The following is a 14,280-nucleotide window of genomic DNA, read 5'->3' as shown; positions in this document are numbered from 1 at the left end:
AGCTTAGAAACCTCTGATAAGCTGGCAAACGATAAATTCGGCGACTCTTCCGCGAGTCTTGAAATCCACTCCGAATCGTCTCAGGCATCGGCATTTTGAGCAAATTTAGAGACGAGAGTAAAAATTTTCGAAAAAACCCTAAAGTGAATCCCCTATTACCGATATTGAACATAGAGACTGTCTTTCTCACAAAGAAGACGACAGAGATCCAAAAGGAGGTGCGGGTTTATGAATGTAACTGGATTGACGATTCCTACTTTTTCGTTTTCCTGGCCCCAGCCTGTAAAAGAAGCAAGTCACGAAAACAGAGAAACAATCATCCAAGAAAAAGACTCGGTTTCAGAATTCGTTCCGCAGTCGAAGACGGAAAAGAATAAAATCAAACCGGAAGAACTCGTTATGAAACCTTCTCCGGTTTCCTTTGAAGAAAGAATGAACCAAGTAATCAGTCCTGAACAGATGAAAAATCTACTCTCGATGATGGTACGTTCTAGAATGAGCGACGATTCTTCAGCTCACAAAATCGATGTAAGACGATAGAGGGATTTTGTTTTTAATTCTCTCACTCATCTACACCGTAGGTTTAGACATTCTTTTGATATTAGTGGGTCTGGCGGCGTTCGCAGGCCTCGCCTTTCTATTCTTCCAAGAAATCATATACCCCGCGCTTAAAAAACAAAGCGCGGGAGCAGGAACTCCGCCCGAAGAAGGAGATCGATCCGTTCTTGTAGTTTCCGAAAGTCAGAGAAACGTTCGATTCAGCGTAGGTCAGAAATCCGGAGACATACGAACCTATTGTAATGCGATCGTAGACGATCACCTCGTATTCAATTTTAAAAAAGCAAAAGAATCCGAAGACTACGAAATCCAGATCACAAGAAACGCACCCGCCCTTTTCAAACCGCCCGCGATGCCGACGTTTTCCAGAATGGAATCCAGTGAAAAACTGGATAGTTACGAAGTGATCGGTAAAAAAGCCGACTTTAGAATCTCGGACAAGGTCAATAAGGAAAGGATGACTCAGTATTTTGAGATCAGTCTTTCCTCAGAATTCTTTATCAATAATTTTGGTAAGGAAAGAATGAGATTTATCTTTACGGTTTCCAGAATTCATCCTGGTTTAAACAGAAGAACTCCGATCAAAAAAGGATTGTATGCGTTCGGAAAAGAAGAAAAAGAGGAAGAAGAATAGTTTAAGAAACTTTAATATTCTTTTCGGATTCTACGATCCCGTCCTCTTCCACCTTCAAAGAAAGAATCTGACAACCAAAATGAGTTTGTTCACAAAACTCGGCGACCTTCTCCTTCAAAATCTGCTCCACTCTTCCCGCTTTTTTACGTTCGCAAAAAAGAAGAACCGAAGGCCCGCTTCCGGAAAGAGAATATCCGATCAGATTCTTTTTTATTTTTTCCAAAAGAGGATTGAGTTCGAATTCGGCGTGCATTCGATACGGAGTGTGCACCCGATCTTCCAACGCCAGCTTGAGGAGTTCCATATTTTCGGAATCCAGAAATTCCATCCAAGTGGCAACTCTACTCATATTAAAAATCACGTCCTCGGTAGAATAACTGACCGGAAGAGTTTTACGAGATTGATGAGTGGAAGTTTCCAAATCCGGAACTAAAAGAAAACACCGAACCCTCTTTGGAAATTTCTTTTTTACGTATTCCAATCGATCTCCGTTGAAATAAGCAAACACAAATCCGCCTAAGTAAGCGGGAATCGTATTATCGGGATGACCTTCGATCAGAGCGAGATGAAACAAAAATTCATTTTCCCTCGGGAGAGGAATCTGAGGATAAAAATGTTTGTGTGCAAATCTCGCGGCACAAACACCCGCAACCGCTGCGCTCGCGCTCGAACCCAAGCCGCCTTTCATAGGAAGACGCAGATCCATAACGAGAGAATACGGAATCAATTTTTCATTCGAGAGAAATTTTTGAAAGTAAGAACGGTAAGAGGAGATTACGAGGTCTTCGTCCGGACCAAAGGGAAGAACGTCCATTCCCTTTACGGAAGTTTTGAATTCTCCCTCCGGAAAAAAACGAAATTGAAACTGATTGTAAATCCGAAACGCAAGACCAAAAAGATCAAAGCCCGGACCTAAATTTGCGGAAGTTCCCGGAACGGTGATGGAATACTGTCGGATCGATGTCATGTTTGCAAAACCATCTGATTCCGATTTTGAACCCGCTTTGGACGATATAAAAAAGACGCCAGGAAGGAACCGAATCGTAAAAATTAGGACCACGATTTCTCTCCAAATCAAATCGTCATTTGCTTTTCCGATTTAGAAATTCGGATTTTAAAAATTCGATTTTTTGAAACGAAAGGTCTTCCGCGAATTCTATCTCGAACGGACTTGAAGTCCGATTTCAAGTGTTTTTTAGTAGAATCACTTTGTCGGAAGAAGGAAGCGCCGAAAAGAAATCTTCCTGAAAAAGAGTTTTCCCGATAAAACAAGAGTGAATTCTGCCTGATTATGCACTTTGGAATCGCGGACTTACTCGTACTTCTATTATACGTCATTCTCGTTTTATTTTCCGGTTGGTTTACATCCAGAAAGAAGGACAAAGATTCTTCCTCCTACTTTCTCGCGGGAAGAGAACTCTCCTGGATTCCACTCAGTTTTTCGATCGTCGCGACGGAAACTTCCACTCTTACGTTTCTCAACATTCCGGGACTCAGTTATTCCGGAAATCTAACGTTTCTCGGTTTGGGTTTGGGTTTTGTTTTCGGAAGAATCCTTGTCGCACAACTTTTTATTCCGATGTATTATCAATCCGGTTTTATTTCGGTTTACGAATGGGTCGGTATCAAATACGGAAAAGTTTCCCAAAAGACGGTGACCTACCTATTCAAACTCACGAGAATCTTAGGAGACGGAGTGAGAATGTATGCGTCCGCGATTCCGGTCGCAATCTTACTGGAAGTGTTTCTCAAACAATACGTTTCTGTCGAAGTAGGAACTCTTCAGATCGAAATTCTCAGTCTGCTTTTGATTTCAGGAATCACGATTCTTTACACGGTCCAGGGCGGATTTCGTTCCGTAGTCTGGGTCGATTCGATTCAATTTGTGATCTATGTCGGCGGAGGAATTTTTACTTTTTTCTATCTTGGATATCTTCTTTCTGAAAAAGGATTCCATTTTTTGAATGTGTTTGAATCGGCTTCCGTCGCGGGAAAACTCAAAATTTTAGAATGGAATGATTTTTCTTCGGCGTATTTTTTTCCAACGGCGATTCTAGGTGGAATTCTTCTTACCCTGGGAACTCACGGCGTAGACCAGATGTTCGTACAGAGAGTTTTGGCTTGTCGATCCGAATCGGATGCAAAGAAGGCGATGATTTCCTCCGGAATTTTTGTATTCTTTCAATTCGTTTTGTTTTTGAGCATCGGGATCTTGTTATTTTTTTACTACGCGGGAGAGAATCTTCCCAAGGATAAAGTTTTTTCCAAATTTATCTTGGAAGAAGTCCCTTCTCCGATCACCGGTTTTTTACTCGCTGCGATTCTTGCTTCCGCGATGTCCACCCTTTCGAGTTCCATCAATTCTCTTTCCCTCACGACAAAAGTGGATCTGGGAATTTCAAAATTCGGTTCCGCCACTCTTAGTCTTTTCTGGGGATTGGTATTACTCCTGAGTTCTCTCCTTCCACTTTTTCTTACGACTGGAAAAACGGGTTTGGTGGAATTGGGGCTTTCGATCGCTTCTTATACGGTCGGTCCGATCATCGCGATCTTTTTAACCGGAAGAATTTCAGCATTTTCTTATATGCAAGAATTAAAAGATAGATACGCGTCTCTTTCGATTGTGTTGACTCCGATTCTAACTTTGGTCTTTAGGAAATGGACCGGATTCGGGTTTACGTATTTGGTTCCATTCGGAATCGGAACCTGCCTTTTGTTCGGATTTATTTTACTAAAAATTCAGAATCGTCTTTCTGTTCCAAAATAGATTCTAAGATTCTTTTGTATTCGGCGGCCTTTGTGAAATGGATATAATGATCCCCTTCCGGGATTCTATAGAATGTAGAATTCGGAAAGAATCTTTTTGCAACGGGAATATCTTCCGTTAAAAAGTATTCGGAGGCTCCTCCGATCAGAAAGTTCGTTTTTTTGAGAAAAGGTATCTCGGAATACTTTTGAAAAAAATCCTGAAGTAAACGGGGAGATCCTTCGATCGCTGACACGTTTAACTTCCATCGATAACCGCCGGATTCCATTCTTTCCAGATTCATTTCTAAAAAGTTTCGGATAAACGCGTTTGGAAGAATTTTAGAAAGGGCTTCATCGATTTCCTGTCTCGTTTTGAACTTCGATACGTCGGTTCGTAGACATTCAAATTCCAGATCGTATCGAAGAGGATAGTCTTTGGGAACGATGTCCTGAATCAAAAGAGCGGAAGGAATTTCCGGATTTTTGAGCGCAAATCCCATCGTAACAAGACCACCCATCGAATGACCGAGAAAGACCGGATCGACAATGGAATTCTTAGAAACCCAAACCTCGACGTCCTCGACCATGGACGCGAGAGAATGTTCGACAGCGTGGGGAGAATCTCCGTGATTGCGAAGATCCATCAAATAGACGTCTGAATATTTACTTAGGAAATCCCCGACCGTCGGCCAGTTTTTGGAAGAACCAAAAAGTCCGTGAAGAACTACGATAGGTCCGCAGATCGGTTTAGAAAATTTTTCGTTTTGAAATGGGATTTTGCGGGAATATAGATCTACTGCAGACATTCTTTCTGAATCACTTTTAAAAATTGGTGATATTTTTTTCCGTATCGATACGGCAAGGTTTGAAGATCCTTTCGAAACGATTCCAAGATTTCTTTTTTTGCGGGATCCTTTCCGCAGTCTACGGTTTCCGGATCCTTTGTAAGAGTCTCCAAACGTTTCGAAATCTGGGCGGCAAAGACGGTCGCATAATTACCGTTTGGTTGGAGCTGGAGATAACGGATCTTTCTTTTTTTTTCGTCGTTTAGAAAACAGAATATATCTTTTTTACAAATCGTCTCTTCGGTATATTTTACACCTAAGAAGGCGGCGAAATCTCCGGGGCCTTTGTCCTTAAATTCTTCTCCGACCTTCCAGAAAACTTCGGGATTGATCCGAGAAGATTTTCCTCTTTCACCGGGAATGATTTCACCTGGATTTTTAGAAAGATAATCCGCGAGTTTGGATTCCTTTCGTTTGTTTTCGCCTTCTTGCAGAATTTCTAATATTTTTCCGAGAACGACGGCTCGTCTGATTTTTAGATAGAGATATTCGTCTCCGTGATAGATTCCGTTGTCTTCCAGAGAACTTAGATATTGATATACGGATTCGAGTTCTGTGATTCCCGTATTGGGAGAATACAACATCCTGTCTATGGATCGAAGGACGATTCTAAACCCGCCCTTTTCTTGCATGTTAAATAGAGAATGTGTGGGAGTCCATCCGCTGAGACCGGCGCCGTCGGAAACAAAACGAAAATTCTTCTCGCTTTGTTTCTCCTTTTCGTTTTTGCTCTGGACGATTTCTCCGAATCCTAGTCTTCTTAGAATTTCAGATTGTTTATCCGGGAATAAGTAGAGAGGAGCGTTCGGCTTGAGAACCAACCAGTCTCCTCCCCACAAATACGGAGTCGCGGTAAAAAAAGCGAGGATCAGTACGATCCGTCTCATCGTTTACTTGCTCAGATCCCTTATCATTTCCGCAATTCTTTCCACGCCGCGTTTGATGTCGGCTTCACCCATCGGATAAGAAAGTCTGAGTGCGTTGTCTTCTCCAAAGGCGATTCCGGGAACCGCTGCTACTTTATACTTTTCTAATAGAACACTGCAGAAAAGTTTACTCAAAGACGTTTCCGAAGATTCTTTCTTGAGTCTTTCAAAACCGGGAGTTTTGTAGACGTCGTTTAGATAGGGAAATACGTAGAAAGCCCCCTGTGGATTCTTACAATTCACTCCGGGAATTGCGTTCAAAAGGGAAACGATTGTATTTCTTCTTTGTTCAAACGCTTTTCTCATTTCTTCCACGCAGGCTTGATCCCCGCCGATAGCAGCCTCCGCAGCGGCTTGAGAAATGGAAGAAGCATTGGAAGTAGACTGACTCTGAATCGTTTCCATATTCTTAATAATGCCGATGTCTCCTGCCCCGTAACCGATTCTCCATCCGGTCATAGAATACGTTTTAGAAACCCCGTTGATCACGAAGGTTTGTTTTTTGAGTTCGGGAGAAATCATCGCGAGATTGGAAAATACAAAACCGTCGTAGACGATCTTTTCATAGATATCGTCGCTCATCACTTGAATTCCATTCGCAAGAACGACTTCACCGAGGGCTTCCAAGTCCTTTCTCGAATAAGCGGCTCCCGTAGGATTGGAAGGAGAATTGAGGATCAGACATTTTGTTTTCGATGTGATCGCTTTTTTCAACTGCTCGGGAGTAATTTGAAAATTACTTTCCGGAGTAGTTTGAACGATCACAGGAACACCTTCCGCAAGACGTACGATGTCCGCATAACTCACCCAATACGGAGCGGGAATGATGACCTCGTCTCCCGCGTTTAACGTCGCAAGAAAGTAATTATAGATAACCTGTTTTCCGCCGGTTCCGATGATGATCTGATTTTTTTCATAATCCAGACCGTTGTCTCTTTTGAACTTGGTTACGATCGCTTCTTTGAGTTCCACAGTTCCGGAAACAGCCGTATAACGCGTCATTCCCTTATCAATCGCCTTCTTCGCTGCGTCTTTGATATGGGACGGGGTTTCAAAGTCCGGTTCTCCGGCTCCGAAACTTACAATGTCCTCTCCTTTTTTTTTCAACTCGTTCGCTTTCGCGGTGATTACGAGCGTAGGAGAGGGCTCGATGACGTTCAGCCTTTTTGCGCTGAGATCCATGCTGTTCCTCTTTTTGTGTTTCTAACTTTAATCAACAATTCTGCCAATCGATTTTGTCGAAAAGAATCAGGCGTTGTTCAGCTGAAGCTGAGCCAATTCTTCCTGAGCCTCTCTGAATTGATCCAGAGTATAAATTTCGTATTCGTATCCTTGTTCCGTAAGAAACAACTGACGGTTTTGTCCGAATCTTTCTTCGTTCGTATCTCTCGAAATCAAAGAATAGAATACGGCCGTGTTGTCGTGTCCTTTCGGTCTCAGGATTCGTCCCAATCTCTGAGCTTCTTCTTGTCTGGAACCGAAAGTTCCCGAAACCTGAATCGCGATGTTTGCATCCGGTAAGTCGATGGAAAAGTTCGCCACCTTACTTACGACGAGAGACTTGATCTGTCCGGAACGGAAAGCATCATACAGGGTTTGTCTTTCCGGAAGCGGAGTTTTTCCGGTAATCAAAGGAATATTAAATTTCTTTGATATTTCTTCCAACTGATTGATGTATTGTCCGATGACGAGCAAATGAGACTCGGAATGTTTTTTCATGATGAGTTCGATCGCCTTCATCTTCTCCGGATTTTCCGAAGCGAGTCTGAACTTCTCGCGGTCGTCCGCGATGGAATATTTCAAACGAAGATCGTCGTCCATGTTGACACGGATTTCCTTACACTTCGCTTCCGCGATCCAAGACTTACTTTCGAGTTCCTTCCAAGGAACATCGTATTTTTTTGGACCGATGAGCGAGAACACGTCTTCTTCCAAACCGTCTTCTCGAACCAGGGTCGCGGTTAAACCGAGTCTTCTCTTTGCTTGGAGTTCGGAAGTCATTCTGAAAACCGGAGCCGGAAGTAAGTGAACCTCGTCGTAGACGATCAGTCCCCAGTTGTTGGCGCTGAAAAGATGGAAGTGGGTAAAGTCTCCCCCCTTCTTCTTTCTATGAGTAAGAATGTTGTAAGTCGCGATTGTAATCGGACGGATTTCTTTGACTTCACCGGAATATTCTCCGATGTCCCCGGGAGGAATGTCAGTTTTATCCAGAATTTCATTTCTCCACTGACGGATGGAAAGAGTGTTGGTTACGAGGATCAGAGTTTCGGCTCCGACGATTTGCATCACACCGATTCCTACGATGGTTTTTCCGGCACCGCAAGGAAGAACGACTACTCCGGAACCTCCTTCGTTTCCACCACCAGCGTGGAAAACTTCCACACAAGCTCTTTGGTAGTCCCGCATTCCGAACTTTTTACCGCTGATACTATCCGCTCTGAGATTGAATCCGTATTTGTTTCCTTCGTCGTAACCGGCGAGGTCTTCTACCGGAAAACCGATTTTGATCAAAGCTTGTTTGATATGACCGCGGTATTCTTTTTTAATATAGATTTTATCAGGGAATGTGGATTCGATGAACGGTTGCACCGCTCTGTGATTTCCGATTTCTTGAAGAAATCCTCTTTCATTGGAGATGATTGCGAGCTCTCCGGATTCTTCTTTGACGAGTTTGACTTTTCCGTAACGGCTGATCTGTTCGCGAATTTCATTCACGATATTTTTTGGAACGGAGTATCTGGAGAATTTTTCGAGACATTCTACGATTTCATCCGCAGACATCTTGATGGAAGCGGCGTTCCAAAGTGAAAGTGGTGAAATTCTGTATGTATGGAGGTATTCCGGGCTTTTTTCTAGTTCTGCAAATTTGGAAACAATGGTCTGACAGGCCTCAAACTCCGGGTTATCGACCTCCAAAAGCATAGTTTTATCACTCTGAACGATTAAGGGTTTGCTCATTTGTGTCTGGTTTCCTGTTTGTTTAGACTGAAAATCGACCCCTTTCTGTCAAGAAGAATGCGAACATAAGGTTTTTTCCTTCGTTGCCGAAAGATCCGTTCCAAAGTTTCACATCGTTGAGAGCAGAATTTGAAAACAACCGCTCTTTTCTTCTTCCGGCAATAAGGTCGTCAAAGAAAAACCGTGCAAAACCGCGTTCCCCGGAGCGCTCATAGGTTCGATTGCGATTCGATTCCCTGGGAAGTCCGTATAAATTTGCACGTAAGAAAGAGGTATCTCGTTCGAAGCGTTCGCATAAGAATGAATCGAAACTTGATACGACTCGCTCTGTACTTGCAAAAGTACATTCGGCTCCCCTCCGAAAAATAAGGAATCGAGAATCGGTATTTGTTCCAACTCAAATACATCCGTCTCTATTCCATAAATTGGATAGACCGGAATCAAATCCTCTTGTAAAGGAATCTGTTTCTTTATGTTAGACCGTAGTTGTGTCGGCGGTTGTTTGGAATTCATTCGAAAATAAGGGTGATAGCCATAACAAAAACGAAAAGGAGCCGTATTCTCATTCTGAAAAAAAGTTCTCAGAGTCAGAACCTCTTCGTCGGAAATCGTATGCAGAGAATATTCTTCCCTGACTCGTATTTTACTTAAGGGAGTGAGTGCGATTGACTCGTCGGGAATCAGTTCCAATAAAAGCGAATGATCCGTATGATCTAGAATTCTTCTTCTCCAAGAATAGGCAAGTCCGTGAGAAGGATAACCTTTCGAATCCTTGGTTCCCAACTCCGTTAAGGAAATAAATTCTTCACCAAGTTGAATGGTATGGGCGGTGTGGCGATTGACCCAAGGAAACATCAGATAAGAACCGCTGCTAAAAAAACGGTCCGATGCATCGTATCCTGCGATGATCTCGAGATTCTTTTCGGTCACCGGATGTTTCCAAGTCCAAGAAAGAATCTGATTCCCCGGCTCGTTTAGTTTCAATCGTGAATGCTGGCTAAATATTTCGGGCACGGCGAACAAGACTGTGGGAAAACGGAAATTATTTCCAATCAAATTTGAATTCTTTTTTAAAACTTGGGTCTTAGGAAAGGAATTGAAAGCCTGCTTTGTCGGCGGATACTGACGATTCCATAGGAGAATTTCTTTGAAAGCACCGATTCTGACTTGGACCTATTCCTTCATTCTGGCTCTTTTTATAACGAATTGTTATATCCCCGTGAACGCAAATCTCGGAGGCTCCGGCAAATCGGCCGAACTCAGAGAAAAACTCCTCACCGGGAGAAACGAAGACAAGATTCTTATCATCCCAATCGACGGAGTGATCAGCGACGAAGGAGAAAGAACCTTTTTCGGCGGACAAGAAGATTCCATTCTTGCCGGAGTCAAAAAACAACTCGAACTCGCTGAATTGGATCCCGAAATCAAAGCGGTCATTCTAAAAATCAATTCTCCAGGCGGTTCGGTTACTTCCAGCGACATCCTTTATAGAGAAGTTCTTCAGTTTAAAACCAAAAAGAAGATTCCAGTGGTTTCGCTTTTTATGGATACGGCTGCGAGCGGCGCCTACTATATCGCAATGGCGTCCGATCTTATCATAGCACATCCGACCACGGTCACGGGTTCTATCGGAGTGATTCTTTCCGGAATCAATTTCAAAGAAGGTCTGGATAAACTCGGTATCAAGGATCAATCGATTCGTTCCGGTGGAAACAAAACAATCGGTTCTCCTCTGGAAGATCTTACTCCCGAGCAAAGAAAACTTCTTCAGTCCATCGTGGACGATCTTTATGAAAAATTCTTTGAAGTTGTAAAGGCAGGTCGTCCCGGAAAAAATCCTACCGAACTTCGTAAGATTGCCGACGGAAGAATTTTCACTGCTTCTCAAGCGTTACAACACGGTCTGATCGATAAGGTCGGTTACTTTGACAACGCGCTCCAAGAAACGATGTCCCTTCCTAACTACCGCAAAACTCCGGGAAACACAAGTCCTCGAATCATCTATTATTCTCAGAGCGCCGAAAAGAAAGCAAACTTCTATCAGGTACAATCACCCGAACTCAGAGTGGATTCTCCGATTTCCAAAATCTTCGGAACGGGAAAACAGGTTCGTTTTCTTTATCTCTGGTCTTATTGAGAATATTAGAAATTTAGAATTTATTTTTCGGAAGTCTGATGTTATTTAATTCTTTACCCTTTCTTTTTTTATTTCTTATCACGTATTTGATCTATTGGAACGTATCCGGACCCTGGAAAAAAAGGGTCCTCCTCGTTTCCTCGATCATCTTCTACGGATATTCCCATATAGCTTTTCTGATTCACTTTTTACTCGTGATCGGAATCAACTACTACTTCTCCACAAAACTCTGGGAGATTCGGGAACGCGGAGAATCCACGGGAAAACTTCTGAAATGGGTAATCGTTTTAAACGGAATCAACCTCGCGTTCTTTAAATATTACTATTTCGTAATGGATTCCATGAGTTCTCTCACGGGGATGGAACTCTGGCAAAGGCTGGGGACTTCGGTGGAAATTCTTCTTCCTCTGGCGATCAGCTTTTATACGTTTCAATTGATCGCTCTACAAGTCGATATCCACAGAGGTCTGATTCCGAGTAGAATCGGCTCCGGTGATTATTTTCTTTTTATACTCTTCTTTCCTCAATTGATCGCGGGTCCGATCATGAGATCCACTGACTTTCTTCCGAAACTAGATCATCCCGAAATTGATAAAAATCGGATGAAGCTCGGAATCTTTCTTTTGATCTTTGGTCTTTTTAAAAAATCAGTGCTCGCCGATTCCATCGCTGGCATCGTCGGCCCGATGTATCTCGAACCCGGTTCGTATCACGCGGCTTCCATCTACATCGGAATGGTCGGCTTTGCTTGTCAGGTCTACTGCGACTTTTCAGGTTACACCGATATTGCGAGGGGTTCCGCATTCTTACTCGGATACGATATTCCGGAAAACTTCCGCGGACCGTTTCTTTCCGTTTCCTTCCGCGAATTTTGGGGAAGATGGCACGTAACACTTTCCACTTGGCTTCGGGATTACATCTACATACCGTTAGGCGGAAGCAGACAGGGAGAATTCAGATCTCAGTTGAATATGTTTCTCACGATGTGTCTCGGGGGCCTTTGGCACGGTGCCAATATCGCCTTTGTCCTCTGGGGAGCCTATCTCGGTCTGATCTTGGCCGTGGAGAGAATTGTAGAACCCAGACCGACGCCGGGAGTCTCAAACACTCCTTCGACTATGGTCCGAATTCTAAGAAACGTATTTACTCTCAATTTGTTTATCTTCTCGGGAATTTTCTTTCGAGGCGGATCGGCCGGTAAAAACGCGGTTCCGTTTATGTTGGATCTACTCGGCGGTTATAAAAATATTTTTACGGGTAAGATTCTTCCTCGTTGGGAAGAGTTGTTTCTCTTCATTCTGCTGACGGTCGGCCTAAACGCGTTTCAGTATTATCCACAACTGATGTCCAAGATCGAAAAGCGGGCTCTGATTCTGATTCCCATCCTAAGCGTCATTCTTCTACTTCTTTTGGGAGTATTTGGAGACGGTGGTGGAGAATTTATTTACTTTCAGTTCTAAGTCCTTAGCCCAAAGGGAAAGGACTTCTTCCAAGGGAAGAAAGGGGGCGATCTTGAATCGAGAGCTGCAAAAACGTTACCCTTTCTTTGTGCCGTTTCTCTTTCTTTTCCTAATTCTTTTAGGTTGTTCCCCGCGTTGGATCCGAGAACTTCCCGCCGAAGTCTCAAACGAAAAAACTCAGAAAGAGATTCCGGGCGGAATGTATGTTCGCAATCGGCCGGAACGTTCGCACATGAATACCCTCTTTTACAAAAACGTCGTCCAGGAAAGAATTTTCCTCAACACAGCCGATAGGACGTTTGAAAAATCCATGCGACGAGAGGTCAAAGACAAGAACGAGTATACGACATATATCGTAAGCGGAAAAGGAAGGTATTCTACGTTAGGTAACTGGGTTCTATTGGAAACTTTGGAAAAAGGAGAGGTGGAATTCCAGGGAAACGGAGAAGCATTCGTGGTCGTTTATTCTCCTTTTATTCATAAATTGTTATATCATTATGATACTTCCTCAAAAACTCTCGTCCCATTATTGTATGAGTCCGGATATAAGGAAAAAACCTACGGATTGCTGGACGGGGTCAAGCAGCCTTATTTAGAGGATAAGTATTTTCAAATAGCGCGAAAAAACTTTCTAAAGAAAGAGTTTCAGTTCCACGCCTATTTCTACAAACCATGAATCTTTCGGACTATATTAAGAAATACTTTCAAAGGGTCGGATGGCTTTTACCGAGCCTAAACCTTCTTTCCTTAATTCTCATCGCTGTCTTTCTCGAAAACTCAGGTTTAAACACGAAAGAAAAAATCATTTTCTATCTTATCTCGATCGCACTCCTCTATTTAATTAATTACATTTCTTTTATATTATTTCTTACAAAGAAATTTTTACCTTCCGAAGAAATCCGTGGAAAGATGATGAAACGTTTCCGAAAGGGAGACGATCGGATGCAGACCTATCTTTTTCCTCTTTCTATCGACGACGCCCACTACGAAATTTACGGGAGAACCCTTACCTACAATCCGATAGGAGGAGACTTCTATAATTTTTTAACTGATCTCAAGGGAAATTATTGGATCGGAATCGGCGACTCGGTAGGACACGGATATTTAGCGGGAATTTTCAGCATGATGATCTTTCAAAAGATGTCCTTGCTCGTACATCTCTATTCCGATCCTTTCGAAGTCATCGAACAAATCAACGAAAGCCTATCACAAAGGACGGAAGCCTACCCCGCGATCAACGCGAATTTATATGCCACTTTTTTACTGATCAAAGCGGATAAGGAAGGAAACTTTCAACATTCTGGTTTGCATCCGAGTTTTGTCCGTTACAAAAGTAAAACGAAAGAAAATGAAATCGTGGAAACCGACGGTAAATTTATCTCCACGACGATGAACTCGAGTTTGAAGAACGTCCAGGGCAAAAATCAATTTCAGTTGGAATCCGGAGATATCGTATTTTGCTTTACAGACGGGCTCTACGAACAGAAAAATAAGGGGAACCTGTATTTCGGGGAAAGCCTATTCCGGTTTTTAGAAGAAGTTCCCAAGAACGATCTAAAAAAAATCGCGGACAGTCTTTTTGCGGAAATTCTAATTCATACCGGAGGAAGAATTCAGGATGATATGACGATCCTGATGATTCGTAAAAAATAAATGTTAGAATTGACGCCCTTGGAAACCAAAATCCTTTCCTGTCTCTCGCTCGAAGACAGAGACGCTCGCAAATTAGGAAGAATTCTTCAGGACGTGGTCTTGGTGACAGGACTCAACGAAGACGAGCTTTTAGAATTTATTCCGTTTGGTCTCGAGGAAGAAATCATCCTTTTAAGGACCGAATATAATTTTACGAAGTTTAAAAAATCTCTGATCGCAAAATTGACCAAACGAAATTATCCGGCTCCGGGTTTATCCGTTCCGATTCCGGAAACGATAAGACCTACTTTTTGAGGCAATCGTCGTCTCGCCTTTTCAAACGAAAAGCAAACCGAAATCGATAAGACCCGTTTTTCTATTT

At 42.8% G+C, this 14,280-nt stretch carries 14 protein-coding genes; 8 read left to right on the top strand and 6 right to left on the bottom strand.

The features are described 5' to 3' along the window. Positions 1-228 precede the first annotated feature (228 nt). Together A0128_RS09195 and A0128_RS09190 are read left to right on the top strand one after the other, a co-directional pair. Positions 229-540, top strand: coding sequence for a hypothetical protein (locus A0128_RS09195; RefSeq protein ID WP_069607231.1), 312 nt, complete (start codon positions 229-231; stop codon positions 538-540). A gap of 7 nt (positions 541-547) precedes the next feature. Then, positions 548-1,192 carry a hypothetical protein gene (locus A0128_RS09190; protein WP_069607230.1) on the top strand — a complete coding sequence of 215 codons (645 nt, stop codon included), beginning with the start codon at positions 548-550 and terminating at the stop codon, positions 1,190-1,192. A gap of 1 nt (position 1,193) precedes the next feature. Here the strand turns inward: A0128_RS09190 and thrB are convergent, their stop codons facing one another. Further along, positions 1,194-2,159, bottom strand: a complete 966-nt coding sequence (thrB, locus tag A0128_RS09185; RefSeq protein WP_069609222.1) for a homoserine kinase — start codon at positions 2,157-2,159, stop codon at positions 1,194-1,196. A 324-nt stretch (positions 2,160-2,483) separates the two neighbouring features. On the opposite strand from thrB, the gene A0128_RS09175 reads away from it, so the two are divergent. Next, positions 2,484-3,959, top strand: coding sequence for a sodium:solute symporter family transporter (locus A0128_RS09175; RefSeq protein ID WP_069607228.1), 1,476 nt, complete (start codon positions 2,484-2,486; stop codon positions 3,957-3,959). On the opposite strand, the gene A0128_RS09170 is transcribed toward A0128_RS09175, so the two are convergent. From A0128_RS09170 to A0128_RS09150, 5 genes are all read right to left on the bottom strand, one after another. Beyond that, the gene (locus A0128_RS09170; protein ID WP_069607227.1) at positions 3,916-4,746 is read right to left on the bottom strand and encodes an alpha/beta fold hydrolase; all 831 of its coding nucleotides are present in this window, start codon (positions 4,744-4,746) and stop codon (positions 3,916-3,918) included. The genes A0128_RS09175 and A0128_RS09170 overlap by 44 nt on opposite strands. Beyond that, entirely contained in the window at positions 4,734-5,672 is a 939-nt protein-coding gene (locus tag A0128_RS09165; protein WP_069607226.1) for a hypothetical protein, read from the bottom strand. The genes A0128_RS09170 and A0128_RS09165 overlap by 13 nt, the downstream gene beginning before the upstream one ends. A gap of 3 nt (positions 5,673-5,675) precedes the next feature. After that, positions 5,676-6,893 carry a pyridoxal phosphate-dependent aminotransferase gene (locus A0128_RS09160; protein ID WP_069607225.1) on the bottom strand — a complete coding sequence of 406 codons (1,218 nt, stop codon included), beginning with the start codon at positions 6,891-6,893 and terminating at the stop codon, positions 5,676-5,678. A gap of 66 nt (positions 6,894-6,959) precedes the next feature. After that, positions 6,960-8,669 carry a DNA repair helicase XPB gene (locus tag A0128_RS09155; RefSeq protein WP_069607224.1) on the bottom strand — a complete coding sequence of 570 codons (1,710 nt, stop codon included), beginning with the start codon at positions 8,667-8,669 and terminating at the stop codon, positions 6,960-6,962. Between the two features lie 108 nt (positions 8,670-8,777). After that, positions 8,778-9,683, bottom strand: a complete 906-nt coding sequence (locus tag A0128_RS09150) for an aldose 1-epimerase (protein WP_069609221.1) — start codon at positions 9,681-9,683, stop codon at positions 8,778-8,780. Between the two features lie 133 nt (positions 9,684-9,816). Between A0128_RS09150 and sppA the strand changes: the two genes are divergently transcribed. The 5 genes from sppA to A0128_RS09125 all read left to right on the top strand — a co-directional run bounded on the left by sppA (position 9,817) and on the right by A0128_RS09125 (position 14,213). Beyond that, positions 9,817-10,806: a signal peptide peptidase SppA gene (sppA, locus tag A0128_RS09145; RefSeq protein ID WP_069607223.1), complete on the top strand. Its 990-nt coding sequence runs from the start codon at positions 9,817-9,819 to the stop codon at positions 10,804-10,806. A 38-nt stretch (positions 10,807-10,844) separates the two neighbouring features. Continuing rightward, the gene (locus A0128_RS09140; protein WP_069607222.1) at positions 10,845-12,266 is read left to right on the top strand and encodes an MBOAT family O-acyltransferase; all 1,422 of its coding nucleotides are present in this window, start codon (positions 10,845-10,847) and stop codon (positions 12,264-12,266) included. A gap of 64 nt (positions 12,267-12,330) precedes the next feature. Continuing rightward, entirely contained in the window at positions 12,331-12,942 is a 612-nt protein-coding gene (locus A0128_RS09135; protein WP_069609220.1) for a hypothetical protein, read from the top strand. Continuing rightward, positions 12,939-13,919 (top strand): PP2C family protein-serine/threonine phosphatase, encoded by a 981-nt coding sequence (locus A0128_RS09130; RefSeq protein WP_069607221.1) that lies wholly within the window; start codon positions 12,939-12,941, stop codon positions 13,917-13,919. The genes A0128_RS09135 and A0128_RS09130 overlap by 4 nt, the downstream gene beginning before the upstream one ends. After that, a complete protein-coding gene (locus A0128_RS09125; RefSeq protein WP_069607220.1) occupies positions 13,920-14,213 on the top strand; it encodes a hypothetical protein in 294 nt (97 codons plus the stop codon). Positions 14,214-14,280 lie beyond the last annotated feature (67 nt).

The sequence above is a fragment of the Leptospira tipperaryensis genome (assembly GCF_001729245.1).
GTDB classification, from domain to species: Bacteria; Spirochaetota; Leptospiria; order Leptospirales; family Leptospiraceae; genus Leptospira; species Leptospira tipperaryensis.
Note: the sequence above shows the minus strand (reverse complement) of the source record. Positions and strands in the feature narration are given on the sequence as shown.

Coding starts and splice junctions, on each gene's coding strand:
- thrB (WP_069609222.1), bottom strand. CDS start 2,159: ATGACATCGATCCGACAGTATTCCATCACCGTTCCGGGAACTTCCGCA.
- A0128_RS09195 (WP_069607231.1), top strand. CDS start 229: ATGAATGTAACTGGATTGACGATTCCTACTTTTTCGTTTTCCTGGCCC.
- A0128_RS09165 (WP_069607226.1), bottom strand. CDS start 5,672: ATGAGACGGATCGTACTGATCCTCGCTTTTTTTACCGCGACTCCGTAT.
- A0128_RS09170 (WP_069607227.1), bottom strand. CDS start 4,746: ATGTCTGCAGTAGATCTATATTCCCGCAAAATCCCATTTCAAAACGAA.
- A0128_RS09155 (WP_069607224.1), bottom strand. CDS start 8,669: ATGAGCAAACCCTTAATCGTTCAGAGTGATAAAACTATGCTTTTGGAG.
- A0128_RS09140 (WP_069607222.1), top strand. CDS start 10,845: ATGTTATTTAATTCTTTACCCTTTCTTTTTTTATTTCTTATCACGTAT.
- A0128_RS09175 (WP_069607228.1), top strand. CDS start 2,484: ATGCACTTTGGAATCGCGGACTTACTCGTACTTCTATTATACGTCATT.
- A0128_RS09130 (WP_069607221.1), top strand. CDS start 12,939: ATGAATCTTTCGGACTATATTAAGAAATACTTTCAAAGGGTCGGATGG.
- A0128_RS09125 (WP_069607220.1), top strand. CDS start 13,920: ATGTTAGAATTGACGCCCTTGGAAACCAAAATCCTTTCCTGTCTCTCG.
- A0128_RS09160 (WP_069607225.1), bottom strand. CDS start 6,893: ATGGATCTCAGCGCAAAAAGGCTGAACGTCATCGAGCCCTCTCCTACG.